This window comes from Lysinibacillus canaveralius (genome assembly GCF_047301505.1).
Classification (GTDB): Bacteria; Bacillota; Bacilli; order Bacillales_A; family Planococcaceae; genus Lysinibacillus_B.
Window position 1 is genome coordinate 3090563 of the sequence record NZ_CP154840.1, and the last position, 26206, is coordinate 3116768.

Sequence of the window (26206 nt, forward strand, 5' to 3'; positions counted from 1 at the left end):
TCCCCTTCCACTTTAATTGTATAGTGCCCTATTTCAAGATGGTCGTTGGAGCGTACTGCCCCATTAATGCCTGCCGTTCATTCCAAGTCATCGGCGACAGCCCTTTCTTCTCTACCATCGTGATGGCGCCGTCTACCGGACAGACGATCGAGCAAAGATTGCAGCCGACACAGTCATCCTCCCGAACTTTCAGCATAGGACGGCCGCTTTCTGTATACAAATCGATACATTGATGCGACGTATCCTCACATGCGATATGGCATTTATTGCAGTTAATACATACATCATTATTAATCTGAGCTACAACTTTATAGTTCAGATCTAGGTCTCCCCAGTCGGAATAGCGCTGTACAGAGCGGCCGACCAAATCCATCGCCGAGGCAAGCCCCTTTTCATCAAGGTAATTGCTGAGACCATCGATCATATCTTCTACAATGCCGAAGCCGTGGTGCATAGCCGCTGTACAGATCTGCACACAGCTAGAGCCCATCAGCATGAACTCGGCTGCATCACGCCAGTTGGAGATGCCTCCAATACCGGAAATTGGTACATTAATATGAGGACTCCGTGCACACTCAGCCACCATGTTCAACGCAATTGGCTTAACAGCCGGGCCGCAATAGCCCCCATGCGCCCCCTTGCCCGCAACATTTGGCACTGTATTCCAGGAATCTAGATCGACCCCGGCTAGACTATTGATCGTATTGATCATACTGATTGCATCCGCTCCACCAGCCACAGCGGCTTCTGCCGTCACAGTGATATCTGTAATATTAGGCGTAAGCTTGACGATGACTGGTGTTTTGGCGACCTCTTTTACCCAAAATGTCTGCTTCTCTACAAGCTCAGGCACCTGTCCGGATGCAGCACCCATGCCTCTTTCCGCCATCCCATGGGGGCAACCAAAGTTAAGCTCAAGCCCGTCTACCCCTACATCCTCTACACGCTTGACAATTTCATGCCATTTTTCTTGTTTCGGCTCAACCATCAAGGAGGCAATGATTGTATGGTTCGGGAAACGCTTTTTCGTCTCATAGATTTCCTTTAAATTTATTTCTAGCGGACGGTCGGTAATAAGCTCAATATTATTGAATCCAGCTACCCGTTGACCATTAAAGTTTACGGCTGCAAAGCGCGATGAAACATTCAATATCGGATCGCCCAATGTCTTCCATACAGCGCCTCCCCAGCCTGCCTCAAAGGCACGCTGCACCTGGTAGCCTGTATTTGTCGGTGGCGCTGAGGCCAGCCAAAAAGGATTCGGTGATTCAATTCCTGCTAATTTAACACGTAAGTCTGCCATATGTTGTCCCCCCTTCACCTAATTACACCTTATGCACTTTGTGATGCAGCTTGAAAAGTTTCATGAATGCTGTAAGCGGCATCTTTTCCTTGCTGTACAGCTGTTACAACCATCGCTTCACCTTGCCCATTACCGAAGATAACGTCTCCACATGCAAACACTTTTGGATTCGATGTCTGCATCGTTTCTTCGTTTACAGTTACAACACCCCACTGATGATCCAGCTCAAATGACTCAATAAGTTCTGTATAACGGGACTGACCAATCGCCTTAATGACTGCATCAACCTTTATCACATGCTCTGATCCGGCTATTGGTACTGGTTTTTGGCGTCCGTCTATATCTGGTTCACCCAGCTCCATTTTTATACATTCTATGCCGACAACCTTCCCAGCTTCATCTCCAAGAATTTTTACTGGAGCTGTCAGCCACTCAAATTGCACCCCTTCCTGCTTAGCAAATTCATATTCGAATTCGTAGGCGGTCATTTCCGCCTCCGTACGCCGGTAAAGAATTTTCACATTGGAAGCGCCCAGTCGGACTGCTGTTGTAGCGCCATCGATCGCTGTATTCCCAGCTCCAATGACCACAGCTTTTTTCCCTACAAGAGAAGAATCAATATGACCGAGCTTCGTTCGTTTGACAAACTCTATGGCATCATGGACCCCTTCAAGTTCTTCACCTTCCACCCGCAGATTAGGTACTTCCCCCATTCCGACTGCCAGTACGACAGCATCGTAATCATTCAACAAGTCTCCGGCCGCAATATCCTTGCCCACTGTTATACCTGTACGAATGTCGACGCCCAGCTTTTCTATTTGCTCTACTTCCCACTCTGCTACCTCATTCGGTAGACGAAAGGCAACGATCCCATAACGCCCAAGTCCTCCTGCCTTTTCCTGCGCTTCGTAAATCGTTACTTCGTAGCCAAAGCAGGCGAGTTCACGTGCAGCTGCTAGACCAGCCGGACCAGATCCAACGATGGCAATTCGCTTCTGCTGCGGCAATCCTTTTTTAAATAAAGGTACACTCGATGCCATTGCCCAATCTGTCGCATAGCGCTGCAGGCGGCCAATATCGATTGGCTTGGATTGGTCGTTTAGTACACACGCACCCTCGCATAGCTCCTCCGTAGGGCACACACGTGCACAGCTTGCTCCCAGCGGATTAGCCTCAAGAATAGTACGGGCAGAGCCTTTCATATTCCCAGAGGCAATCTTCTTAATGAACTTCGGAATATCGATACTTGTAGGGCAGGCTTTTATACAGGCCGCATCGTAGCAATACAGACAGCGATTTGCCTCTTCCATCGCCTCATAGTTCGTCAGTGCGGGCTCCATCTCCATAAAGTTAGCCTTCAATTTTTCTGCAATCATTCCGCCATGAATCATACCCATCCTTTCTTCCTCCCTTTCTCCAGTTTTTGCTTTCTCCCTTTCTCGCTTTCTAGTTAAGTGCCGGTTCTACTGCAAGCTGTGAAGAAGGCTTGCGCTTTAGATATTGGCCGCTGCCGAGTGCTCCAACAAACGTCTTATCCTTAACCACATATTCTCCACGCACAAGCACTGTCTGTACCTCTCCTGCTACTTCCCATCCCTCATATGGGTTGTAGTCTACATTCATATGATGTGTTTCCGCGGAAATAACCCGCTTCACTTCCGGGTCAAACAGCACAATGTCAGCATCTGAACCGATCGCAATCGTCCCTTTTTTCGGGAACAGGCCAAATGTCTTGGCAGCACTTGTAGAAATCATGTCGACAAATTCGTTAATTGTAATTCGCCCCTTCGCCACTCCTTCTGAATAGAGAATGCCAAAGCGGTCTTCGATGAATGGCCCGCCATTTGGAATTTTCGAGAAGTCATTTAGCCCAAGCTGTTTTTTGCCATTGAAGCTAAACGAGCATTGGTCTGAGCCGATTGTCTGCAGCTGCTTTGCCTTAAGTGCACTCCATAGCACCTCTTGATGTTCAACCGGTCGTAACGGCGGGGACCACACATATTTCGCTCCTTCAAACCCAGGTTGCGCAAGCATCGATTCATCCAGCGTTAAGTATGGCGGACATGTCTCGCCTAGCACATCATAGCCCTTCTCGCGAGCCTTGATGATTTCGTCAACGGCCTCCTTACATGTCACATGCACGACATATAACTTCGCCCCTGCAAGATTCGCAAGCTCGATCGCTCTTTTTGTCGCTTCCCCTTCTAGGACAGATGGACGAGTCCGTGCATGATAGATTGGCGCAGTATTACCGTTTGCTAATGCCTCCTCCACCAATTCATCGATGACTGAACCATTTTCACAATGCACCATGACAACGGTGTCTGTAGCCTTTCCGATTTTGAATGCCTTGAAGAGGGTACGATCGGATGATTGGAATTCTCTAGCATATGCCATGAACACTTTCATAGATGTAATGCCTTCCTTCTCCAAGATGACCGGCAGCTCTTTTTCCGTCTCTGGCGTGAAGTCTGTGATCATTAAATGGAAGCCATAGTCAATAACCGCCTTATCTTTTGCCTTTGCATGCCATTTTTCCACCGCATCGGACAGCTTGCTTTCACCAGCGGACAGACAGAAGTCAAGAATCGTCGTCGTCCCGCCAAATGCTGCTGCAATCGTCCCCGTCTCCCAGTCATCATCCGTCACCGTGTTGTTAAATGGCATATCCAAGTGGGTATGAGGATCGATTCCGCCCGGCATTACATATTTGCCTGCTGCATCGATGATTTCTGCCTCTTCCTCCAAATTTTTGCCGATTTTCGTAATGACTCCATCCTCGATCAGTATGTCTGCTTCGTAAACATCCGTTGCTGTCGCAATCTTGCCGCCCTTAATGACCTTTTTCATGAACCTCTCACCCTTCTATTTAGTAGTTATCGGTTGATGTAAACTTTGCTTTGCCTGCAGCATGAGGATAGATTCTAGCAGCACATCTGCTCCTCGTGCACATTCTTCATAGCTTGTTTTTTCTTCCTCACAATGGCTCTTGCCTCCTGCGCTTGGCACAAAAATCATTACAGATGGCACAATAGCTGCAATGAACTGCGCATCATGTCCTGCCCCGCTGTAAATCCGGCGGGAAGAATATCCGAACCGCTGACAGGCTACCTCTACTTCATCACAAATGGCCGGTGTGAAATGTACCGTATCACGCCCCCACAACTTGTTTGCATGTACCGTGCATCCGCTGTCTTCTTTTGGAAGACTAAGCAGAATACTCTCCACCTGCTCCATTATGTTTGGGTCCTTATGGCGCGAATCGATCGTAAAAATTACTTCGTTCGGGATAACAGTAGGGATGTTTGGCATTGTATGCATCCGTCCAAATGTATAGACGAGCGTTTCATCCACATCACCAAGCTCCTTGTCTAAATAACTGATCAGCTTGGCAGCGAGGAGCATCGGGTCCTTGCGCATTTTCATAGGCGTCGTCCCGGCATGGTTGGATTCCCCTTTGATGCAGATTTCATAGCAGACCATCCCCATCACGCCCTCTACTACGCCAATTTCGATCCCTTCTTCTTCAAGGACAGGTCCCTGTTCAATATGCAGCTCGAGATAAGCATACGCCTCCTTCAAACGATTTTCTGCTTTCCCTTCATAGCCGCTTTTTGAAAGCGCCTCAGCGAATGTTACGCCTTCCCTATCAACGGACCTCAGCATTGTTTCTTTTTCAAACTTTCCAGTGATGACCCCTGAACTCATCATGGCAGGCTCAAACCGGGCGCCTTCTTCATTTGTAAAGTTTACAATCATCAATGGTGCTTCCAATTCAATATCGTTATCAACAATCGTTCTTACCGCCTCCAATGCAGTGAGAACGCCAAGGACGCCATCAAATCGTCCGCCTTTCACGACGGAATCTAAATGGGAGCCCATGACAATGGGGGGCAAGTCGTACTTACCGGAAAGCACAGCATACATATTCGCCATGTCATCCACCTTCACTTCCATTCCCAGCGCTTCACAGCATTCCCTAAAATATTGTCTTGCGGCTAAATCCTCCTCAGATAGGGAAAGTCTTGTTACACCGCCATTTTCCGTGGCTCCAAATCGACTGAAGTATTCGATTGTTTGCTGCAGGCGAATCTGATTGCATTTATACATCCTTTGCACTCCCCTTCTCATGTATTGTCTTGTAGTAAATTACTTAAAACGATTATAAATATTGGGATTTTCTATGTAAATGTTCGAATAATCAAAATTTTTTGTGCATTCGTCCAAGCATAATGGTATATTTTATTACATAAAAGAAGGGAGATGAGTCTATGTCTACGATTTCACATATGATACAGTCCTCACTTTTTCCCCAACTAAGGTTGATAGCGGGCGAAAATGGCTTCTATCGCAAGATTAGCGGCATCAATATACTTGAGAAAGAAGAGCTTACTATATTTTGCCGGCCGAATGAACTCATTGTTACGACAGGCGTCTACATTGCAAACGACAAAGACTTCCTCGAGCAGCTTGTAAAAGTGGCCTATGAAAAACGCACGGCCGGCTTCATCATCAATACAGGGCCCTATATCTCGGATATACCCAGCAGTCTCATCCATTTTGCAAACGAACATGAGTATCCACTGTTCCAAATGGATTGGAAGCATCGCGTTACAGACCTCTTAAAAACAACCTTCCAGTTCATCACTGCCAACCAGCAGGAACGTTCTAGCGAAGAGCAGGTCATGCATCAACTCCTTTTCAACTATCAGCAGCATGAATCCCACCTGGCAGAAACATTAGAACAGCTCGGCTTCCCAAAGAATACGGAATATGGCATTATCGTCTGCGCTGCTAGGGACGACTCCATCAGTATTCAACGCTACAATGCTATGATTCTATTAGCTTTCCAGCAGCGCTATGAACAGTTCATCCATTTTCAATACCGCAATCAGCTAATCTATCTGATTGACCGTACTAGAGTTAAAACCGCTACCATACCATTCTCTACTACTGTAGAAGGAATTTATCAAAAGGTTGAAGAAAAATATGGGGAACTCGGGCTTTCCATCGGGATGGGTGGGTTTTATTCCGTTCCAGGGGAAATCCATAAAAGCTATGAGGAAGCTCTCACTGTTATCCGGCTTGCCCAGCTCCACAATAATCGCTACTTATACAAGTATAAAGACATGGGCGCCTATCAAATCATCATGAATGTCGACAATCAAAGAGTAATCGAGCAATTTCGTCAAAATATGCTTGGCAGACTCTATCGATATGATGAATTGCAAGGTACCGATTTCGTTTCATTTCTACGTATATTTCTCGAGGAGAACGGCAGCACTATAAAAATTAGCCAGCGTGCCTTTATCCATAGAAATACCGTCCTATATAAGGTCAATAAACTTGAGATGCTGCTCGATATGGATCTCAGCAATACATTTACAAAAACTAACCTCTACCTTGCTTTTTTGATAGAAGACATGCTGAAACACGGCGTATGACAACTTACTTATTTCCTACGGTGGATTATTACGTAAAGAAGCTTTGCCTGTATATACAAGAAGAAGGCATAACTTTTGATGAGTTTTCTTCTCATCATCACAATACAGCTAATACTGCTACCTCTATAATGATATTTGAGCAGCCCAAAAATCCCCTTCTGCTTGAAAATCCAGCAAGTTGAAGGGGATTTCGTTTCGTTGTATGACAAAAAAGGCATGAATCTGACATCCTATCAGATTCATACCCTGCTCTTTCTGAAAAACTAGTTTTTCAGAAAGAATTTATTTATTATGCATTAACTTTTAATGCTTTGAATTCTTCGATTAACATTGGAACAACTTCGAATAAGTCTCCAACAATACCGTAGTCCGCCACTTTAAAGATGTTCGCTTCTGGGTCTTTATTGATTGCAACGATAACTTTAGAGTTTGACATACCAGCCAAGTGCTGGATTGCTCCTGAAATCCCTGCAGCAATGTATAAATCAGGTGTTACAACTTTACCTGTTTGACCGATTTGCAGCGAGTAGTCACAGTATTCAGCGTCACAGGCACCTCGAGATGCTCCAACCGCACCGCCTAGTAAATTAGCAAGCTCTTTTAATGGCTCAAAGCCTTCTTCAGATTTTACGCCGCGTCCACCAGCTACGACTACTTTCGCTTCGGATAAATCTACACCTTCTGTAGATTTACGTACAACCTCTTTAATAATTGTACGCAGGTTTGTAATGTCTACTGAAACTGCAGCAACATCACCAGAGCGGCCGCCGTCTTTTTCAAGCGGAGCAATGTTATTTGGACGAATTGTCACAAATACAACGCCATCTTTCACTTTCACTTTTTCAAATGCTTTACCTGAATAGATAGGACGGATGAATAAAGCCTCATCACCCGAGCCTTCAATTTCTGTTACATCAGAGATAAGACCAGATTGCAGCTTCGAAGCAATTTTTGGAGACAAATCTTTTCCAAGAGATGTATGGCCAAATACGATTGCTTCTGGACCTTCTTGATCTACCACTGCCATAAATGCTTGTGAGAAACCATCAGAAGTATATGTTTTTAAATGTGGATGTTCCACTGTTACAACGCGGTCTGCTCCATATGCAATCAGCTCGTTTGCTACTCCTGCAACACCCTCACCGATTAATACCCCAACTACTTCACCGCCATCAGCGATTTTTTTACCAGCAGCAATCGCCTCGAATGATACATTACGTAGGCTGCCTTCACGAGTTTCAGCTAAAACTAATACTTTCTTTGTCATAAGTTACCCCTCCGTTACCGTCTTTATTAGACTACCTTTGCTTCTGTGTGAAGTAGATTTACAAGTTCTTTCACTTGATCCTGTAAGTCTCCTTCTAAAATACGACCAGCTGCTTTTTGAGGTGGGAGATAGATTTCAACTGTTTCTACCTTCACTTCTACATCGTCCTCGTCGATATCTAAATCATCAAGCTCAAGCTCTTCTAACGGCTTTTTCTTCGCCTTCATAATTCCTGGTAAAGAAGGATAGCGCGGTTCGTTCAAACCTTGCTGTGCCGTTACTAATAATGGTAAAGAAGTTTCCAGCACTTCTGAATCCCCTTCGATGTCACGTACGATTTTTACCGTTTGACCATCGATTTCAAGACTCGTAATTGTTGTTACATAATTGATGCCTAATAATTCAGCTACACGTGGTGCAACCTGGCCTGAGCCTCCGTCGATTGCTACGTTACCAGCTAAAATCAAGTCAGCCTCTTTATCTTTTAAATACTCAGCTAGAATATAAGCTGTCGTATATTGATCCTGCTCATCTAAATCGTCTTCCGTATTAATTAATACTGCTTTGTCGGCACCCATCGCAAGCGCTGTACGTAATTGCTTTTCTGCGTCTTCGCCACCGATTGTTACAACCGTCACTTCACCACCGAAAGCATCACGTTTTTGAATCGCCTCTTCAATAGCATACTCATCGTATGGATTAATGATGAATTCAGCACCGTCTTCTTGGATTTTGCCATTTGATACAACGATTTTTTCCTCTGTGTCAAACGTACGTTTCACTAATACATAAATATTCATTTTACTAACCTCCAGAAAGCTGATTTATTTGCCTTTAAATACCGGCTCGCGTTTTTCAATAAATGCTTGAATACCTTCTTTGGCGTCCTCTGACACGAATACCGTACCAAAACTTTCCGCCTCTGCCGATACTCCCTCGAAGAAGGAAGCAGGCTTAGAATATTGCAGCGTATGTATCGCTGCCTTTAATGCGATTGGACTTTTCTTAGCAATCTTTTTCGCCAATTCTAATGTTTTCGGTAGTAGGTCCTCATCTGAATATGCACGGTTCGCTAATCCCCACTGAACCGCTTCCACCCCTGAAATCGGATCACTTGTAAACATCATCTCTGCCGCCTTTGCTACCCCTACATAGCGAGGTAGACGCTGTGTTCCTGCAAACCCGGGAATAATCCCTAGCTGGAGTTCTGGTAAGCCAAGCTTTGCTGTTTCAGTAACAAATCGCATATGACAGCTCATAGCAAGTTCCAGTCCGCCTCCAAGAGCGGCGCCGTGAATTGCGGCAATTACTGGTTTTGGGAACGTCTCTAAACGTTCGAATACGACTTGCCCGTTTTGTGCCAATTTTGAAAATTCTTCACCTGTCTGGATACCTGTAAATTCCTTGATGTCAGCACCAGCGGAGAAGAAGCGGCCTTCGCCATGCAACAAAATGACACGAACAGCTTCATCATGTTCTACTGCATCTAACAGCTCGTCTACTTCTTTGATTAAAACTTGCGATAATGCATTTGCCGGTGGTCGATTAATCGATACAACCGCTACACTATCTTCTACTTTCCAACTTAGAAACTCCATTCTCCCACACCCCTTTTAAGCTTTTAACCCATTTAGCACTAGCTGTGTCACTTTCGGCGTCAACGCTACAAGATCATAACGATATTCGTTCATCACCCATGTTGTCGTTATTTCATCCACAGTACCAAATACCATTTGCCGGGCAAGACGAACATCCATCGTAGTATTGAACTCGCCGGAAAGCATCCCATCGATCAAAATTTGATCCAAAAGCATAAGGTACTCTTTTAGAATAGCATTAATCTTCAGACGAATTTCTTTGTTCGACTGCCTTAGCTCTAACTGGGTAACGGTCGCTAAATGACGGTCTTTCGCTAAAACTTGGAAATGATTTTCGATCATCTGAGCTAACTTTTCAGATGAACTACTTTCATTTTTTATTATATCTTGTAAATTGTCCACGAAAACCCCCATTTTTTCTTGAAAAACAGAAATTAATATATCTTCCTTGTTTTTGAAGTACAAATAGATCGTTCCGTCTGCGACACCAGCCTGCTTGGCGATTTTCGATACTTGTGCCTGATGATAGCCATTTTCTGCAATGGCTATTACTGCTGCATCGATAATCTGTTTATATTTGGGTTTATTTCGTTTCAAGTTGTTCACCACCAAAAAAATATGAAAACATGAATGACCATTCATTCATGTCTCCATATTATAAGTTGTTCATGATTTTGTCAATAGTTGCCTGCCTATTTTGCTTCTTGTTCTGCTGCCATTTTTGCTTTTTCTTCATCCACCAGTGTACGGCGCAGAATTTTCCCAACAGCTGTTTTCGGCAGCTCATTACGGAACTCATATAATCGAGGTACTTTATAGGAAGCCAGATTTTGACGGCAATAAGTATTTAATTCTTTATCCGTTACCGTATGTCCTTCCTTCAGAACGATATAGGCTTTCACTGTCTCTCCACGGTACGGATCAGGAATCCCTGCTACTACACATTCTTGAATCGCATCATGCTCATACAATACTTCCTCGACTTCTCGTGGATAGATATTATAGCCCCCTGCAATGATCATATCTTTCTTGCGGTCCACTACGTAGAAGTATCCGTTTTCATCCATATAGCCTAGGTCCCCGGTAAGGAACCAGCCATCTGCAAATGTCATAGCCGTATCCTCTGGGCGGTTCCAATATCCCTTCATTACCTGTGGACCTTTGATCGCAATCTCTCCTATTTCTCCTGGCGGCATTATTTCACTATCGCCTGAGCGTAAAATGACAGCATCAGTATTAGGCCATGGTACTCCGATTGACCCATTTACGCGATCGTCCCAAATGAAATTGGCATGCGTGACAGGGGAAGTCTCTGTCAGACCATAACCTTCTACCAGCTTACCGCCTGTAATTTCCTCAAACTTTTCCTGTACTTCAACCGGCAGTGGAGCAGAACCGCTTATACAGGCTTTGATTGATGATAAATCATACTTGCCTAAATCAGGATGGTTCAGCAGGCCAATATACATTGTCGGTGCTCCAGGGAATAATGTCGGCTTTTGTTTATCAATCGTCTTTAATGTATCCTCGACATCAAACTTTGGCAGCAGCACCATCTTGCTTCTTTTCATAACTGATAAAATCAACACAGTCGTCATTCCATATACATGGAAGAATGGCAGGAGCCCCAGAATCGTTTCCTCGCCGTCTACACATTTATATAACCAATGACTACATGCCGTTGTATTGGCAATCAAATTTTTATGCGTTAGCATAACTCCTTTCGGGAACCCTGTAGTGCCTCCCGTATATTGCAGTAATGCCAAATCTTCTTCAAAATCAAATGGGACTTCAAGCTCTTTGATCGGCGCAGAACGCATGATTTCTGTAAATAGATGATTCATGCCGCTATGTTCCACTTTGACAGTGAATCCATATTGCTTCTTCTGGATAAATGGATAGACGAGGTTTTTCGGGAATGGCAGATAATCCTTGATGGCTGCTACGATGACATGTTCTATCTGAGTTTCCTTCAATACCTTTGTAATACGAGGGTATAAAATGTCGAGACCTAAGATGACTTTCGCTCCAGAATCAGTCATCTGATACTGCAGCTCGCGCTCTGTATAAAGCGGGTTCGTTTGGACAACGATCCCTCCTGCATACAAAATTCCGTAGTAAGCTATGACTGCCTGTGGACAGTTCGGCAGCATGATTGCTACCCGATCACCTTTTTCCACACCCAGCTTCCCCAGATAATTAGCAAATTTAATTGCAGACTCGTATACTTCCCTATACGTAATATCCTTGCCTAAAAAGTGAATTGCTACTTTACCTGGACTTGCTTTGTAAGCATCCGTCAAAAATTGATAAACCGGTATTTCCGGTATTTCAACTTCATGCGGAATCTGCTCTGGATATTTCTTTAACCATACCTTTTCCGTCATAGAACCTCGCCCCTTCGCCTCATACTTTTTAATTTTCTGATTATTCAACATTATAATTAAAAAAGAAAGCGGATTCAATTGATTTTTACTTTATTTTTCGTTTTATGCTCGAATATGCACGTTTTTTCTTGTTAATGTTATGGCTCAAATAACGTTAACAGCCAATTATTTCTATTAAATGCCTGCATTGTTTTATAAATATATTTTTCTAATATAAAAAAGCAGCAAATGTATTTTTTACATCTGCTACTTTCCATTTTATACAGTGGACAAATAGTATATGCCAACCGCTAAAAAAATAATGCATACGACAATTAGTATTTTAGATAATTTCTCCATCTCTTTACTCCTATAAAATACTTGCCCCAATAATGAATGAAAGACCTACTGAAATGGTAAAGGATATAAATCCAACAGAGCGGTTATCATTCTCGATTTCTTCATCTACCTTAAATTTAGGTGTTAAAAATTCAAATAAAATATAAGCGAAAATTAATAGCATGAATCCATATAAACCCCAGCCAATCATTTCTCCTAAAGTAGAATGGCGTTCAATGGAATAGCGGAATATATTACACACCCCTAATATTTTCCCACCTGTAGCAAGTGCAACGGCAACATTACCTTTTTTAATTTCTTCCCAGTTTCTGTATTTTGTAACGATTTCAAAAATGACCATCGATACTACTAAACAAAGGACAACTACACTGAAATAACCTGCAGTTTCTACTAAAGGGTTTTGCCAAAATGATGAACCCAGCATTCTCTTCTCCCCTTTTATTTTAATTCGACTACGGTTACCCCGAAGCCGCCTTCTCCTGCCTCACCATAGCGGAATGATTTCACACGTTTATGTGTCTTCAAGTATTGTTGAATTCCTTGACGCAGAGCCCCTGTTCCTTTACCGTGAATAATTGATACACGCGGATAATTTGCTAATAGTGCATCATCTAAATATTTCTCTGTACGTAAAAGAGCTTCTTCGTAACGTTCCCCTCGAAGATCCAATTCAAGCTTCACATGGCCGCTGCGGTTTTTGACGTTCGCCATCGTGCGTGTCGGCTGTTCCTTTTCAGGCTTAATGTACTGCAGGTCAGATTCATTCAGCTTCATTTTCAAGATACCGATTTGTACTACCCAGTCCTGCTCTCCCGCTTTTTCTAAAATCGTACCTTTTTGTCCATAGCTAAGCACCTTCACCTCATCACCAACTTTGAGGTTCTGCGCACGCTCGCGTTCTGCAACCGCTTTTTTCAGTACTTTGTTTTCTTCCTTCGGTGCTGCTTCTTCCAAACGTTTTTTAGCATCAATCAGTTCGTGCTCTTTGACAACACGGCTTGCGTTTTTTTGCATTTCCCGCAGCTCAGAGATAATCTTTTCTGCTTCCGCCTTTGCATCATCCACTATACGACGCGCTTTATCTTTGGCTTTCTTCTCAAGATTATCTTTCTTTTCATCATATACACGGATTCGTTCTTCTAATTGAGCTTTTAATTGTTCTGCTTCTTCTAGCAATTCATGTGCTTCATCTGCTTCCTTTTCTGAACGCAGACGGCTTTCTTCCAGCGATGCAATCATCGATTCCACTTCATGACGATCTGTTCCTGTGAAGGTTTTTGCCTGGCTGATAATATGCTCGCCAAGACCCAGCCGCTTGGAAATCTCAAAGGCATTGGAACGTCCAGGAACACCAATCAATAGACGATATGTAGGACTCAGTGTCTCTACATCAAATTCTACAGAAGCATTCACAACGCTAGGACGGTTGTAGCCATAAGCCTTTAATTCCGGATAGTGGGTTGTTGCCATAACGCGCGCTCCGTATCCAACAACCTCATCCAAGATGGAAATAGCAAGAGCTGCACCTTCCTGCGGATCTGTACCCGCTCCAAGTTCATCAAATAGCACAAGTGAGCGGTCATCAAATTTCGATAAAATATCTACGATGTTTACCATATGAGAAGAAAACGTCGATAAGCTTTGTTCAATCGATTGTTCATCACCAATATCAGCAAAAATCTGCTCAAACACAGCAAGCTCCGAACCATCCAAAGCCGGTACCGGCAGCCCAGACTGAGCCATTATCGTGCATAACCCTACTGTTTTTAATGTAACTGTTTTACCACCTGTATTTGGACCCGTAATGACAATTGCTGTAATTTCACGACCGAATTCAATTGTATTTGGAACCGCTTCCTCAATCGGAAGCAGCGGATGTCTTGCGCGAACTAATTTTGTATAGCCTTCATTATTCATTTTCGGCATCGTGCATTTATTTGCCTGCCCATATTTGCCTTTTGCTAACACGACATCTATTTCTCCAAGCAGACCGACAAGCACAAACAAATCATGTGCTACTTCCTGCACTTTCGCTGAAAGCTCAAGCAAAATACGCTCGATTTCCGCCTGCTCCTTTACTTTTAGACGCTGTACTTCATTGTTTGCTTGTACGACTGCATCCGGCTCGATAAAAAGTGTCTGTCCAGAGGATGATTGATCATGCACAATCCCTCCGTAGTGACCACGGTATTCCTGCTTTACGGGAATTACAAAACGATCGTTACGAATCGTAATAATCGCATCCGACAGCATTTTCGCCGCATTTGCTCCTCGAATCAGACTCTCCAGTTTTTGACGAACCTTTGCTTCCTCAGCACGCAGGGACTGGCGGATAGAGCGCAGCGCCGGACTTGCAGAATCAAGCACGCCGCCATTCTCATCGATGCAGTCATTAATTTCATGCTGAAGCGCTGTCAAGATCGGCATTTGCTCTTTACGCTCTAAAAAGTGAGGAATTTGAACAGCTTCCTCCGACTCAATGTCTTCCAGGAAATTACGTAAGATGCGGCTTGCGCGAATCGTGCTGGCGATTTCCATCAATTCCATCGGGCTCAGCATCCCGCCTATCTGGGCACGCTTTGCATGCGGTCTAACATCAAAGATGCCACCCATTGGAACATTTCCTTTAACTCGCAGGATAGACAGCCCCTCATCCATCTCTTCTAGCAAGGCTACTACCGTATCAAAATCTGTTTCGGGCACAAGCTCATCAACGGCACTTTTTCCAATGGAAGAGGTGCAGAAGCTTGCAACCTGTTGACGTACTTTATCAAATTCTAGTGTTTTCAATGCGCGCTCCGCAATCATGAAAGACACCTCCAAAAATCAAATTATTTATGTTTACGGATGAACTCCTCAAATTGATTCAAATTCCATGTGTTAACAATCAACTCTTTTTTCACCCAAGCCTTTTGTGCATATTTTACACCAATATCCATGAAACGTAATTGATCAATCGCATGGGCATCTGTATTAATCGCAATTGGTACGTTTTTCTCCATTGCTATTTGCAAATATTCTGCAGCTAAATCGAGACGATAAGGATTGGCATTTAATTCTAAAATTTTACCATACTCTGCAGCCCAATCAATTAACTGCGGGACATCCGGGTCATATCCAGTACGCTGCCCAATGATACGCCCAGTTGGATGGGCAATCATATGTACATACGGATTTCTCATTGCTGTATGGAGCCGTTCCATAATTTTCTCTTGAGGCTGCGAGAAGCTAGAATGGATAGAAGCAATAACAAAGTCGAGTTCTCGCATTACGTCATCCTCGAAATCAAGACTTCCATCCGGTAAAATGTCCATCTCTGTTCCGCGGTACAGGCGGAAATCCGGATGGGCTTCATTGAATGCAAAAATCTCCAATTTTTGCTTGTCCAATCGTTCCGGCGTCAATCCATTGGCTACTTTTAAATACTGCGAGTGGTCGGTAATGACCCCGTATGTGTAGCCGCGTGCAATTAACGCTTCTCCCATCTCTGCTACAGAATGTGCTCCATCAGACCATGTCGTATGCATATGAAGATCACTAACGATGTCTTCAAGCTGTGGAAGTGTTCCAAGCTCATCAAGCCGTTCGAGTTCACGTCCGTTTTCTCGAACAGTCGGCGGAATGAATGGCAAGTCGAAATGGGCAAAAAATGCTTCTTCCGTTTCAAATGTCACGAGTGATCCATCTGGTTGTTCGACTCCGTACTCACTAATTTTCTTTCCTTGTGACTTTGCCAGCTGGCGCATCCGTACATTATGATCTTTCGAACCTGTAAAGTGATGCAGAGCTGTCGCAAATTCATCCAGCTTTACTAAACGGAAATCCACACTTACGGGATTTTCTAAATCCAATATGACGGATACCTTTGTATCACCGGCTGCAATCGTCTCCTGCACCGGCAGGCGGGATAAGATGGCTTCCCGAACTGTCTCATAATTTTCCGTAGCAATAATAAAGTCGATATCCTTACTTGTCTCTGTCACACGACGGAAACTCCCTGCAACAGAAAACTTCTGTACTTCAGGCAAACTTGCCAGCAGTTCATTAATCTCAAAGACAATAAGCTCTAGTTCCCATACCGGCAGACGTTCAACACGTGCCCCGAAATTTTCAAGCTCCTTCAAGATCTTTTCCTCTGTTTTTGCACCAAACCCAGCTAATGCCCTCACTTGACCAGCCTCACATGCTGCCTTTAGCGAGGCTGCATCCACAATATTCAGCTCTTGATACAGCTTCGCCAATTTCTTTCCGCCAAGTCCAGGCAGCTTCATAAGTGGTACCAGCCCTTTCGGCACGGCAGCCTCCAGCTCTTCAAGAACACTGGACTTGCCTGTTTCCATCAATTCATGAATAACAGCAGCCGTTCCTTTACCAATTCCTTTAATCGCTGTAATATCATCTATCTGACTAAGGCTGCGCTCATCCGTTTCCAGTGCCGCTGCTGCTTTGCGGAATGCTGAAACCTTGAACGGATTCTCTCCCTGTAATTCCATGTATAATGCAATTTTCTCCAATGTACGGATAATGATTTTTTTATTCAATGAAGTTGCCTCCTCTGATAATCGCAAAAATACTTCTCCCTAACCGAGAGAAGTATTTACGTTTTGTCATTATTTTGAGTAAATATACCACCATTTCTGGAACATAGACGAAATGAACGGCGTATGCTCCAGCATCAGTCCGGTGATAATCGACCCATCGAGCCGGGCCTGTATACCTTCTAGCGGCAGAAGTGCCAATACATATAAGAGGATAAATAATAGGAAATATACCTCTACAAAACCAAGCACTGCTCCAAGCAGGCGATTAATGCTGCCGAGTACCGGCAAGTATTTCAAGAAATCAAGCATTGATCCAAGAATCTGTAAAAGAATCTTGACTGCAAAGAAAATCAGTGCAAACGCAATGACCCGATAAAACGTGCGGTCTGCATCGATGCCGACAAGCTCCAATGTAGAAGTTGCACTTTCTGCAAACCCCGGATAGGGAATCCACAGTAAAAACTTCTGCGCAAGCGGCTTATAATAAATGAGTGCAACAACGACGGCTAGTAGAAATCCAAACATATGAATTGCCTGTACTACAAGCCCGCGTCTCGCTCCCACAATAATTCCCGCAATAAAAATAAGCAATATTAATAAATCCAGCATTTACTTCAATCCTTTAACTTTTTCAGTTGCTCCTCAAGCGCCTCTACTTGCTCTTTCAGCTTTAGGTATTCATGAACGGTATTCACAGCTGTTAATACAGCGAGCTTTGCATTATCCAATGTTGGATTATGGACGCTAATTTCACGCATTTTATCATCTACGATTGAAGCGACTAATCTCATATGGCCCGTAGACTCAGGACCGACAACCTTATACGTCTGCCCGTATATTTCTACTGAAATCCGGTTTTTTTCTTGTTCAGCCAAAGTGAACCCCCCCACCAGCATAAGCAATAACAACCTAAGCACCTAAGCCCGCTAACTCTGTTTCGGCTTCTTGCTTAAAGGGCAGATATCTGCCTCGATTATGTATAAAATCATAATATATATCATACCATTTACCATTTAGACATAGCAACTTATTCCCTGTTTCAACTGTTAGCTTCTGCAATCTATAGCCCTTTAGCGTTTTCCCAGCCAGGGAATCATGAAGATAAACCTCAAATTTTTTGAAAGCCGATTACAAATTAGACGGGTCGTACGGTGCTGCGATCATAAAGCCGGAGACGCCATTATTGCCCCTGTCTGCGTATAGTATAATCTTCGTCTTCTTATACGAAAAATCCTTCAATATCCGGATTACTACTACCGCTCCTTCTTTCTCGGTACGAATGACTACCGGGAGCCTGTTTTTTCCGTTGTGTCTTGATCACGTAACCTCTGCTCAGTCTGTCCTGTAATATACATGTCACAGCTTCCTCATCCTCAGTACTTATTTTTTATGAAGCCTCAATAACAAATCATCAGTAAAAACCTGCTCTTAGTGTAAGGTACATCACACCGTTTTAAAATGTTTCATCACCATTCCTGAGCTTCTTATCTACATATAAAAAACACTTCCCTGGAAGGAAGTGCCTTGAGTGAATTATTGTTTAAGTGAATTATTGTTTAAGCGAATTATTAGTTAAGTGTCGTTGTATTCCATTCAACGTAAAGCAGTGGTATTAACCGCTACCTTCTAGAGATAAGGTGTGTTAAGTGAACTTGCTGCGGCTCATCATAAAGCTGCATTGTTAATTCTTGATTGATGCTGTCGATCTGTATATCTTCAAGCAGCGAAGAAAAGTGCGTAAATCGATCATCAAACTTCGGTTGGCGCTGCGTTGCCATATAGCCAACCACAATTGTATAGGGTTTCTCGAACTCATACTCTACGTGGAGAGCGCCGTAAACCATCTGATGCTGTATAAAGTCATATACATAGCATCCCTTTGCATCAAGTCCGTCAATCAAGAAAGCTTTCGGACATAAAATAATTGGGACCATATCGACTCCGGATCCTTCTTTATTTACATCATGAAGGCTTTGCTGCAGCATTTGCGCAAGTACGTTTTTATGTAGAATTGGCTGCTGATACGGTATGATGGAAGCTGCCGATCGAATCGAGCACGGTATCGTTAAATAAGTCGGACCCCCATATACTTTTGTTAGGGTTTCTTTAATCAACGAAAATCTTTCCCACAGATTTTGTCAGCATTGGACCAGGCTGCAAAGCATCATGTGCTTGTTCAGTTGTACTTGTTACAGCTAACGTGCCACCCCAGATGAATAAAATAGCTGCCGTTACGAATAATAGCTTTTTCTTCATAGAAATAACCTCCTTTTTTTGGTTATCTAAAGTATATAGGACATATTTAGTTAATAACTAGTTGTAAAATCACGTAAAATTTCACTCTATTTATTGCTGTTTTATCTACTAAAAATTAACCACAAAAAGTAGTATATAGTCTAAATATTCATTAGGACTCTTCCACTTTTATTATTTAGGAGCTTGTAAAGCTTCTTTATAATATTCACTTGCCTTCTTATAAAAGCGCTGACTCATATAGTAATCTCCCAGTGTCTGAGCAATTTCTTTTATTAATTTTCCCAATGATGCTTCTCTTGCCAAAATTAACGCTTTTTTCATCTCCTTCATGTATCCTACTTCATCCTGTCTAATAAGAAAGAGTTTTGCTCGCACTTCTATTAATTGAATATAAATATAATTAAGTTGATATTTTTCTGCTAATAACATTGCTTTATCGCAGTACATCTGTACCTTCATCCATTGCTTTTGATTAAAGTATATATTTACCATACTTTGATAAACATATACTAGTGAAGAGTGTTCCTCTTTTGCCTCCATTAATTCCATATACTTTTTGAGAGCTGCTTCTTCATCCCCCATAACCTCATGTAATCTACCGTTATAGTATTCCAACATAAATATGGTTGTGTTATTTTTTTCCTCCGGATTTTGCTCAAGTTTATCATAAGCTGCTTGTAATGCATGGCTAGCTGCTTCAAAATTTTGATTATAGATATACTGAACAATCATTGAAATTAAGACATTGATTATCTCAGTGTGAGCTCCTTCTTGCTCAAATAGATCATATGCCTGTTTCGCATAAATAAGGCTAATATGCATATCATCAAAAATACGTTGTTTTGTCAAACTTAAGTTATAAAAGGTTTTAGCAAGTTCTAATTGACTTTTACTTCCATAATCTTTAGCTTTTGTATAATAGTAATCTGCCGAGTGAAACTGTTGTTGCGTATAAAAGTAATTCCCTAATAAATTGTAAAACAAAAAGACATCATGGGTATCTTCTAATGATAATTCAGTTTCCATAGGAATCATTTTTTCACACAGTTCATACAACTTTTGTGCTTCTGTATAATAGTTATTCTTTATGTAATGTTTCATCAACAAATTAAATACCTTTACATGCAAATCCATTGATAACGTTTCATATAAAGCTAAATATAATGTAGAAACATTTTTTTCATTCAATTCCTCCTGCCGCTTTACCTTCTCTTCAAGCTGGCGGATTAGCTTCGTATAATAAATGGATTTATCCGTACTGAAAACGGATGGTTCCACTTCAAGTTTTTTAGTAATCTTCTCAATAAATTTAGATGATGGTGAAGTTTTGCAGTTCTCCACCTTGCTTAAGTATGCTGTCGAACAAATGCCTTCTGCCAGTTCGGCTTGGGACAACCCTTTATAAATTCTTAATTGTCGTAGCTTGTCGCCTACCTGCATCTAAACATTCACTCCTTACTATGTGATGTCCTCACAATTTTATGAATTAGTTGGTTGCTGTCTCGAAGTTGGATAATCGAGAGGACTATGGTATTTCCTGCCTTTCTCCATCTCTCATTGTAACTGATTTTCCGTTAAGTAGAGTAATTTTTTCTTAAGTAATCTAACATTATAGCCAATGTCTGGATTGTTTGTGAAAAATTCTTGTCGCTCCTAGTTTAAATAGCTCACAACCTTTTGCATTAGACAGTACCCCTGTCCCACCTGTACACTTAAATAAATTGAAAAAATAAGGATGAAATCGAATGACGAACATTGTATTACAGCTTTCAGCAGAGGAAATGGCAAAAGTGCAGAGCTATTATGCTTCTGACCGCGTAGAACGGAATGCTCCCGGCGTAATATTTGCCGCGAAATTAGCAGATACAGCAATCACAGTTTACAAATCAGGAAAAGTAATGTTTCAGGGAGCCGGGGCTGCTCGTGAATCAGCACGCTTCGGAACAGGAAACTCCGCTGCAAAGTCTGTCAGCGCCGCAAAGGGTGACGCACTTCCTGAAAACTTCGCTAACCTCTCGGTGATTGGTTCGGATGAAACAGGGACCGGAGACTATTTTGGACCAGTTACAGTGGCGGCGGTATATGTCCCAGCGGATAAGGTAGAATTAGTGAGAGAGCTCGGCGTTAAGGATTCGAAACAGCTGACCGATGATTATATGAGGAAAATTGCACCCGATTTGATGAAGGTCTGTATGCATAGCATTTTAACGCTTCGGAATGATAAATACAATACACTACAGGCGAAAGGCTATTCACAAGGAAAGATCAAAGCAATGATGCATAATCAGGCACTGAAGCATGTGCTTCACAAACTTTCGCCTGAGCGCCCTGATTATATTTTAATCGACCAGTTTGCAGAACGTGGTATCTACTACAATCACATAAAAAACGAAAAAGAAATTGTACGTGAAAATGTCCTGTTTTCTACAAAAGCTGAAAATCTTCATGTAGCAGTTGCCACGGCTTCCATACTTGCTAGATATGCTTTTTTAAAGGAGATGGATCGATTAGCTGGTACAATCGGCTTCCCATTGCAAAAAGGAGCCAGTGGAAAGGTAGATGAAATGGCGGCTCGCATTTTAGCCAAACACGGTGAAGCAGTATTGAAATCTATAACAAAATGGCACTTTGCTAATACGGAAAAAGCAAAAACTCTTCTGCATAAAAAAAAGAAAGACTAATTAATAAATAACAGCCTATTCATTTTTCAGGAGAAAACCGCAACTATTGACCTGTATAACAATCTTTTTTTCGAGGGCTAACTAAACTGAAAAAGAAAGCGCAGCACAGTTTCCTATACTTGCAGTACAGAGTATTAAGCCCTAGATAAAATCCCCCTTTCAACTGCTTCTTTATACACGTACTTTTAACTTTTGAATCGATACCCCTTAAGCTACCGGCGATCCGGTAGCTTTTTTATCCTCATCCCTCTTTTTAATGTTTCTAAAAATAGATACTTTATACCATTTATACTATTTCGCCCAATTATCTATCCAATTTCATCCAAGTTATTGTATTATGAAATAAGTTGTAATATTCAATAAAAACAAGAAAGGAAAAATATCTATTATGAAAATCCCAAAAAGTACAAAAGTCACTTTACTTATCAGCTTCATCGTTATTATTATCTCATGCTTTTCCATTACATTGGAACTAAGTAAATGGCTGACTCTTTCATTGAACATTCTTCTTTTAATTACATCCGCTTATACTTACTTCTCTATCCGCCAACCAAATGTGCCTTTAGAGATTAATGAAAGTATAAAAGTAACTGAAGTTCCGACTAGTCCTGAAATAGCTGTTTCGGTATCTGCTGATGAAGCCGCTCCTGCTAATTTAGAGGGGTACATTCAAACACTAGAGCAAATCAATAGCCTGGCCAAGGAAGTAGAAGGGGGCGCTTTACTGCAATCTGATAATGTAGCAAAAAGTACGACAGCTATGGAAAATATTTCTGGTGCGATCATACATATAGCGACAAATGCACAAACTGTGTCCTTTACTTCTCAAGAAGCTAATGATACGGCGGTTGAAGGAGCAAAATCAGTAGCTATCATTGAAAAACAAATGGGTGCAATCAACACTTCTGTCGATCACCTTAACATCGTGTTAAATGAATTAGCCGTCTATTCCACTGATATCGGAAAAATCGTTCAGTCTATTACGGATATTTCTAACCAAACGAATTTACTCGCTTTAAATGCAGCTATTGAAGCGGCGCGTGCAGGAGAGCACGGCAAAGGTTTTGCTATCGTAGCAGATGAAGTTCGTAAGCTATCTGAAGAGGTAAAAACTTCATCTAATCAGATTGCCGAAATCGTATCTTCCATTCAACAGAATGTTGATAAATCAGTCAACTATATGGAAGAAGGTAAATCACAGGTCACTACAGGTATGGCTGTAGCTGGGCAGGTGAACGAAATATTCGATCTGATTCAGCAGAAGATCAATGAAGTCTCACAACAGATTACAGAAGTCTCTGCAGCAGTACAGGAACTATCAGCAGGTTCAGAGGAAATCACACAGAATGCCGATTTCACAAAACAAGTACAGATTTCGGGAGTAGAAATGATTCAAAATCTGAACGTCCAGCTGGAAAATTACTTAACAGAGTTGAAATTAGCAGCACAGCAATATAACAACTAATTTACGGAAAGAAGGGCCAGCAAATGGAAAACAATATTTATGTAGAAGCAGCGAAGAAGTCTTCTTTTTATAAACATCTCTTCTCAAGCGGTGTGCAGACTGACTGGAATGAGATTCCATTTACGACAAAACAACAGCTTCGCGAGGCAGACCCTTATGAATTACTCGGTACATCCCTTTCAAATGTAGTGACATATCATGAAACGAGTGGAACAACGGGTAAACCTTCATCTAGTTGGTTCAGCTACAGCGATATCGAGGTAGAGGCAGCCGTATTAAACACTTCTGCACTTGCCTTTACAGAAAACGACCTTATACTAAATCGTTTCCCATTTGCCGTTGCACTGCCTGCATTTCTTGTTTACTGGGCTGCCCAAAAAGTCCGCGCCGGCTTTATCAGTGCAGACCAATGGAACGAGGTTGCACCAATCCCTCGTGTGCTAGACATTATGGAAAAAACAAAACCGACTGTCCTCACAGTCGGGCCGACAGAATTAATGAATTTGTATTATGTAGCGAAGAAACTGAACAAACCCTTACCTACTGAAAGATTGCGTGCCATTGTCGTAGCCGGTGAACTTGTGACACCGGCAAGAAAACGATATATGGAGAAATGCTGGGGAGTACCCGTCTATTTATTTTATGGTAGTACAGAAACTGGCGGTATTTTTGTCTCATGTGAAGAAGGTCATTTCCACCTAACTCATCCAAAAATTACTGTAGAAGTAGTTGATGAGAAAGGACAACCAGCAGGAGAAAATGTTGCCGGAAGCTGTGTTATTTCAACAGCACGTGAAGGGATGCCGTTATTACGTTATTTTAACGAAGATTATATAGAAATAAAGCCAGCTGATTCCTGTTCTTGCGGCTGTTCATCCCCTGTATTAATGCACTACGGCCGAAAAGATGATTTATTGAACATCGATGGACAAGAAAAAAGCTTATATGATATACATGAAATCGTCTACTCTCTATCATCTGTTCCATTCATTTGGAAGCTCCAGCAAAGAGATACAGAACTTTACTTCCTTGCTCAATACGAGGAAGAAGTAAACATTGCTGCGATTCAGCAGGAATTAAGCACAGCTCTCGGTAATGAAGTAACAGTAGAACAAACAATACTTGTTCCGACGGATTCGCTCATTCCGAATAAACCAGCAGGTAAATTTTATTACATTGAAAAGCTGGAAAGCACACATATCTAATAGCCAAAGAGGGCTGTCCAATGATCGGACAGCCCTTCTCCTACTTATTAAACATCTACTAGTAATTTTCTTCTCGGTAATGGCATCAAATAACCACTACCCTCGTTACAAAAGAGAAAGAGTTCAAATTTTTAAACCCCTTTTTATTTACTTTTCGCCTCATGTACTTTTAACTTTTTCCCTTTAACCGGAGTATCCTTCATTGCTTTTAGTACAAGCGGGCCTTTGCCATTTAGAATTTCTACAAAGGTAGAAGTATCAAGTATCGTGATGATTCCGATATCTTCGGCACTTATCCCGGGTATTTTAGCAATTGTACCGACAAAGTCAACTGCTCGAAGCTTTTTCTTCTTCCCGCCATTAAAATAGAGCTTCATAATCCCTTCGTTTACAAGCTCTTTTTTCACTCGCTTCTTCTTAGGTGTACGATTCATCTTTTGTTCAAACAGTATCTCCATTTTGACTACCTGTTCCCCGTCTGGACGTTCACGCTTTGGAATAGTAAATCCAATGTATTCTTCTATTCCTTTTAGGAACTCGTCTTCATATGGCGTAACAAATGTAATGGCTGTACCGCTCAATCCTGCCCTTCCTGTTCGGCCTGTCCGATGCACATATGCTTCCTTTTCAAGAGGCAGATCATAATTAATAACGTGGGTAATGTGATCAACATCAATGCCGCGGGCTGCCACATCAGTAGCGACTAAATAACGAAATGCTCCTTCTTTGAAATCGTTCATGACCAGGAGGCGCGTTGATTGGTCCATTCCTCCGTGCAGTTTATCGACACTATAGTCCAGATCATATAATTCATCATGTACCTCATCAACTCGATCCTTTGTACGGCAAAAAATAATACAGCTATCCGGATTTTCCACAATGGTGATGTCCTGAAGCACCTGAAGCTTATCTTCTTCTGCTGCCTCTACTAGATAATGCTCAATCGTTTTCGTTACTACCTCTTTCTGTATTTCAATATCAGCTGGTGCAATAAGATGCCGTGACGCCAGTTCTTTTACTGCTTCAGGCAACGTTGCTGAGAAAAGCATTGTTACTCTGTTTTTTGGCATATAGCCAAGAATCGCCTCTACCTGCTCAATAAAGCCCATATTCAGCATCTCATCTGCTTCATCAATGACGACATATCGTATTTTCTCAAGCTTTAATGTCCCTTTTTCGATATGGTCCAGTACCCTGCCCGGTGTACCTACAGCAATATGTGTTTTTTGCTTCAACTCTGTTTGCTGATAGTGGAAGGGCTGCTTCCCATAAAGGGGGACAGCCTTAATACGTTTATAGCGCCCTATATTTGTAAATTCCTCTGCCACCTGGACAGCCAGTTCTCTCGTAGGGGTCAAAATCAATGCCTGCGGTTTGTTTTCAAGCCATTCTACCTGTTCACAGATCGGGATAGCAAAGGCAGCCGTCTTGCCGCTTCCCGTCTGGGATTTAACAAGTAAATCAAGATTGGAAAGAGCAGCAGGTAATACCTTTTGCTGCACCTCTGTTGGACTTGTATAGCCCAATTTTGCAAGAGCCTGTTCAATCGGCTCACTTAATTGAAATTGTGTAAAATTTTGCATCGTTCTCCTCCTATATCAGAGCTATTATACACGAAAGATAGCTAGCAAACGGTTTCATTATGACGATTTTGTTAAATATCTAAATTTTCCGATACTTTATGCGATAATAAACATATCTTTTACAGGAATGGAGGATG

Annotated in this window: 22 protein-coding genes; 4 read left to right on the plus strand and 18 right to left on the minus strand. The window is 42.2% G+C overall.

The features are described from left to right. Nucleotides 1–28 precede the first annotated feature (28 nt). The 4 genes from preA to AA0Y26_RS15685 are packed head-to-tail and all read right to left on the minus strand — an operon-like array spanning nucleotide 29 to nucleotide 5413. Entirely contained in the window at nucleotides 29–1303 is a 1275-nt protein-coding gene (gene preA, locus AA0Y26_RS15670) for an NAD-dependent dihydropyrimidine dehydrogenase subunit PreA (protein ID WP_413363013.1), read from the minus strand. A 29-nt stretch (nucleotides 1304–1332) separates the two neighbouring features. Then, nucleotides 1333–2700 (minus strand): NAD(P)-dependent oxidoreductase, encoded by a 1368-nt coding sequence (locus AA0Y26_RS15675; RefSeq protein ID WP_413363014.1) that lies wholly within the window; start codon nucleotides 2698–2700, stop codon nucleotides 1333–1335. Between the two features lie 49 nt (nucleotides 2701–2749). Further along, nucleotides 2750–4153 carry a dihydropyrimidinase gene (hydA, locus tag AA0Y26_RS15680; protein ID WP_413363015.1) on the minus strand — a complete coding sequence of 468 codons (1404 nt, stop codon included), beginning with the start codon at nucleotides 4151–4153 and terminating at the stop codon, nucleotides 2750–2752. Between the two features lie 15 nt (nucleotides 4154–4168). Next, nucleotides 4169–5413 (minus strand): Zn-dependent hydrolase, encoded by a 1245-nt coding sequence (locus tag AA0Y26_RS15685; RefSeq protein WP_413363016.1) that lies wholly within the window; start codon nucleotides 5411–5413, stop codon nucleotides 4169–4171. Between the two features lie 161 nt (nucleotides 5414–5574). On the opposite strand from AA0Y26_RS15685, the gene AA0Y26_RS15690 reads away from it, so the two are divergent. Beyond that, nucleotides 5575–6747, plus strand: a complete 1173-nt coding sequence (locus tag AA0Y26_RS15690; protein ID WP_413363017.1) for a PucR family transcriptional regulator — start codon at nucleotides 5575–5577, stop codon at nucleotides 6745–6747. A 289-nt stretch (nucleotides 6748–7036) separates the two neighbouring features. Here AA0Y26_RS15690 and AA0Y26_RS15695 read toward each other — a convergent pair whose 3' ends face one another. The 13 genes from AA0Y26_RS15695 to AA0Y26_RS15755 form a co-directional block, all read right to left on the minus strand. Next, the gene (locus tag AA0Y26_RS15695) at nucleotides 7037–8014 is read right to left on the minus strand and encodes an electron transfer flavoprotein subunit alpha/FixB family protein (protein ID WP_413363018.1); all 978 of its coding nucleotides are present in this window, start codon (nucleotides 8012–8014) and stop codon (nucleotides 7037–7039) included. Nucleotides 8015–8040: 26 nt separating this feature from the next. After that, nucleotides 8041–8814 (minus strand): electron transfer flavoprotein subunit beta/FixA family protein, encoded by a 774-nt coding sequence (locus tag AA0Y26_RS15700; RefSeq protein ID WP_413363019.1) that lies wholly within the window; start codon nucleotides 8812–8814, stop codon nucleotides 8041–8043. A gap of 24 nt (nucleotides 8815–8838) precedes the next feature. Further along, nucleotides 8839–9612, minus strand: a complete 774-nt coding sequence (locus AA0Y26_RS15705; RefSeq protein WP_413363020.1) for an enoyl-CoA hydratase — start codon at nucleotides 9610–9612, stop codon at nucleotides 8839–8841. A 15-nt stretch (nucleotides 9613–9627) separates the two neighbouring features. Further along, the gene (locus tag AA0Y26_RS15710) at nucleotides 9628–10209 is read right to left on the minus strand and encodes a TetR/AcrR family transcriptional regulator (protein ID WP_413363021.1); all 582 of its coding nucleotides are present in this window, start codon (nucleotides 10207–10209) and stop codon (nucleotides 9628–9630) included. A gap of 95 nt (nucleotides 10210–10304) precedes the next feature. Beyond that, the gene (locus tag AA0Y26_RS15715; protein ID WP_413363022.1) at nucleotides 10305–11999 is read right to left on the minus strand and encodes an AMP-binding protein; all 1695 of its coding nucleotides are present in this window, start codon (nucleotides 11997–11999) and stop codon (nucleotides 10305–10307) included. 349 nt (nucleotides 12000–12348) lie between these two features. Continuing rightward, the gene (locus AA0Y26_RS15720) at nucleotides 12349–12762 is read right to left on the minus strand and encodes a DUF350 domain-containing protein (RefSeq protein ID WP_413363023.1); all 414 of its coding nucleotides are present in this window, start codon (nucleotides 12760–12762) and stop codon (nucleotides 12349–12351) included. A 14-nt stretch (nucleotides 12763–12776) separates the two neighbouring features. Then, complete coding sequence (locus AA0Y26_RS15725; RefSeq protein ID WP_413363024.1) at nucleotides 12777–15146, minus strand: endonuclease MutS2; 2370 nt, start codon at nucleotides 15144–15146, stop codon at nucleotides 12777–12779. Between the two features lie 23 nt (nucleotides 15147–15169). Next, on the minus strand, nucleotides 15170–16879 hold the full coding sequence (gene polX / locus AA0Y26_RS15730) for a DNA polymerase/3'-5' exonuclease PolX (protein ID WP_413363025.1): 1710 nt from the start codon (nucleotides 16877–16879) through the stop codon (nucleotides 15170–15172). A 69-nt stretch (nucleotides 16880–16948) separates the two neighbouring features. Next, nucleotides 16949–17488, minus strand: coding sequence for a CvpA family protein (locus AA0Y26_RS15735; RefSeq protein WP_413363026.1), 540 nt, complete (start codon nucleotides 17486–17488; stop codon nucleotides 16949–16951). 5 nt (nucleotides 17489–17493) lie between these two features. Further along, nucleotides 17494–17754 (minus strand): cell division protein ZapA, encoded by a 261-nt coding sequence (gene zapA / locus AA0Y26_RS15740; RefSeq protein WP_413363027.1) that lies wholly within the window; start codon nucleotides 17752–17754, stop codon nucleotides 17494–17496. Nucleotides 17755–18498: 744 nt separating this feature from the next. Beyond that, on the minus strand, nucleotides 18499–18993 hold the full coding sequence (locus AA0Y26_RS15745) for a hypothetical protein (RefSeq protein ID WP_413363028.1): 495 nt from the start codon (nucleotides 18991–18993) through the stop codon (nucleotides 18499–18501). Then, nucleotides 18986–19135, minus strand: coding sequence for a hypothetical protein (locus AA0Y26_RS15750; RefSeq protein WP_413363029.1), 150 nt, complete (start codon nucleotides 19133–19135; stop codon nucleotides 18986–18988). The genes AA0Y26_RS15745 and AA0Y26_RS15750 overlap by 8 nt, the downstream gene beginning before the upstream one ends. 171 nt (nucleotides 19136–19306) lie before the next feature. Continuing rightward, nucleotides 19307–20575: a helix-turn-helix domain-containing protein gene (locus AA0Y26_RS15755; protein WP_413363030.1), complete on the minus strand. Its 1269-nt coding sequence runs from the start codon at nucleotides 20573–20575 to the stop codon at nucleotides 19307–19309. A gap of 305 nt (nucleotides 20576–20880) precedes the next feature. Between AA0Y26_RS15755 and rnhC the strand changes: the two genes are divergently transcribed. From rnhC to AA0Y26_RS15770, 3 genes are all read left to right on the plus strand, one after another. Then, on the plus strand, nucleotides 20881–21816 hold the full coding sequence (rnhC, locus tag AA0Y26_RS15760; RefSeq protein ID WP_413363031.1) for a ribonuclease HIII: 936 nt from the start codon (nucleotides 20881–20883) through the stop codon (nucleotides 21814–21816). A 388-nt stretch (nucleotides 21817–22204) separates the two neighbouring features. After that, nucleotides 22205–23281, plus strand: coding sequence for a methyl-accepting chemotaxis protein (locus AA0Y26_RS15765; protein ID WP_413363032.1), 1077 nt, complete (start codon nucleotides 22205–22207; stop codon nucleotides 23279–23281). A gap of 23 nt (nucleotides 23282–23304) precedes the next feature. Beyond that, nucleotides 23305–24486 carry a phenylacetate--CoA ligase family protein gene (locus tag AA0Y26_RS15770; protein ID WP_413363033.1) on the plus strand — a complete coding sequence of 394 codons (1182 nt, stop codon included), beginning with the start codon at nucleotides 23305–23307 and terminating at the stop codon, nucleotides 24484–24486. Nucleotides 24487–24629: 143 nt separating this feature from the next. Here the strand turns inward: AA0Y26_RS15770 and AA0Y26_RS15775 are convergent, their stop codons facing one another. After that, nucleotides 24630–26069: a DEAD/DEAH box helicase gene (locus tag AA0Y26_RS15775; protein ID WP_413363034.1), complete on the minus strand. Its 1440-nt coding sequence runs from the start codon at nucleotides 26067–26069 to the stop codon at nucleotides 24630–24632. Nucleotides 26070–26206: the final 137 nt, after the last annotated feature.

What these genes read in the sequence shown, in the direction of transcription:
- AA0Y26_RS15770 (WP_413363033.1), top strand. Translation starts at nt 23,305, where the DNA reads ATGGAAAACAATATTTATGTAGAAGCAGCGAAGAAGTCTTCTTTTTAT.
- AA0Y26_RS15775 (WP_413363034.1), bottom strand. Translation starts at nt 26,069, where the DNA reads ATGCAAAATTTTACACAATTTCAATTAAGTGAGCCGATTGAACAGGCT.
- AA0Y26_RS15690 (WP_413363017.1), top strand. Translation starts at nt 5,575, where the DNA reads ATGTCTACGATTTCACATATGATACAGTCCTCACTTTTTCCCCAACTA.
- AA0Y26_RS15725 (WP_413363024.1), bottom strand. Translation starts at nt 15,146, where the DNA reads ATGATTGCGGAGCGCGCATTGAAAACACTAGAATTTGATAAAGTACGT.
- AA0Y26_RS15765 (WP_413363032.1), top strand. Translation starts at nt 22,205, where the DNA reads ATGAAAATCCCAAAAAGTACAAAAGTCACTTTACTTATCAGCTTCATC.
- AA0Y26_RS15685 (WP_413363016.1), bottom strand. Translation starts at nt 5,413, where the DNA reads ATGTATAAATGCAATCAGATTCGCCTGCAGCAAACAATCGAATACTTC.
- AA0Y26_RS15700 (WP_413363019.1), bottom strand. Translation starts at nt 8,814, where the DNA reads ATGAATATTTATGTATTAGTGAAACGTACGTTTGACACAGAGGAAAAA.
- AA0Y26_RS15735 (WP_413363026.1), bottom strand. Translation starts at nt 17,488, where the DNA reads ATGCTGGATTTATTAATATTGCTTATTTTTATTGCGGGAATTATTGTG.
- AA0Y26_RS15695 (WP_413363018.1), bottom strand. Translation starts at nt 8,014, where the DNA reads ATGACAAAGAAAGTATTAGTTTTAGCTGAAACTCGTGAAGGCAGCCTA.
- AA0Y26_RS15755 (WP_413363030.1), bottom strand. Translation starts at nt 20,575, where the DNA reads ATGCAGGTAGGCGACAAGCTACGACAATTAAGAATTTATAAAGGGTTG.
- hydA (WP_413363015.1), bottom strand. Translation starts at nt 4,153, where the DNA reads ATGAAAAAGGTCATTAAGGGCGGCAAGATTGCGACAGCAACGGATGTT.
- AA0Y26_RS15750 (WP_413363029.1), bottom strand. Translation starts at nt 19,135, where the DNA reads ATGAAGAAAAAGCTATTATTCGTAACGGCAGCTATTTTATTCATCTGG.
- AA0Y26_RS15705 (WP_413363020.1), bottom strand. Translation starts at nt 9,612, where the DNA reads ATGGAGTTTCTAAGTTGGAAAGTAGAAGATAGTGTAGCGGTTGTATCG.
- AA0Y26_RS15720 (WP_413363023.1), bottom strand. Translation starts at nt 12,762, where the DNA reads ATGCTGGGTTCATCATTTTGGCAAAACCCTTTAGTAGAAACTGCAGGT.
- preA (WP_413363013.1), bottom strand. Translation starts at nt 1,303, where the DNA reads ATGGCAGACTTACGTGTTAAATTAGCAGGAATTGAATCACCGAATCCT.
- AA0Y26_RS15715 (WP_413363022.1), bottom strand. Translation starts at nt 11,999, where the DNA reads ATGACGGAAAAGGTATGGTTAAAGAAATATCCAGAGCAGATTCCGCAT.
- rnhC (WP_413363031.1), top strand. Translation starts at nt 20,881, where the DNA reads ATGACGAACATTGTATTACAGCTTTCAGCAGAGGAAATGGCAAAAGTG.
- AA0Y26_RS15675 (WP_413363014.1), bottom strand. Translation starts at nt 2,700, where the DNA reads ATGGGTATGATTCATGGCGGAATGATTGCAGAAAAATTGAAGGCTAAC.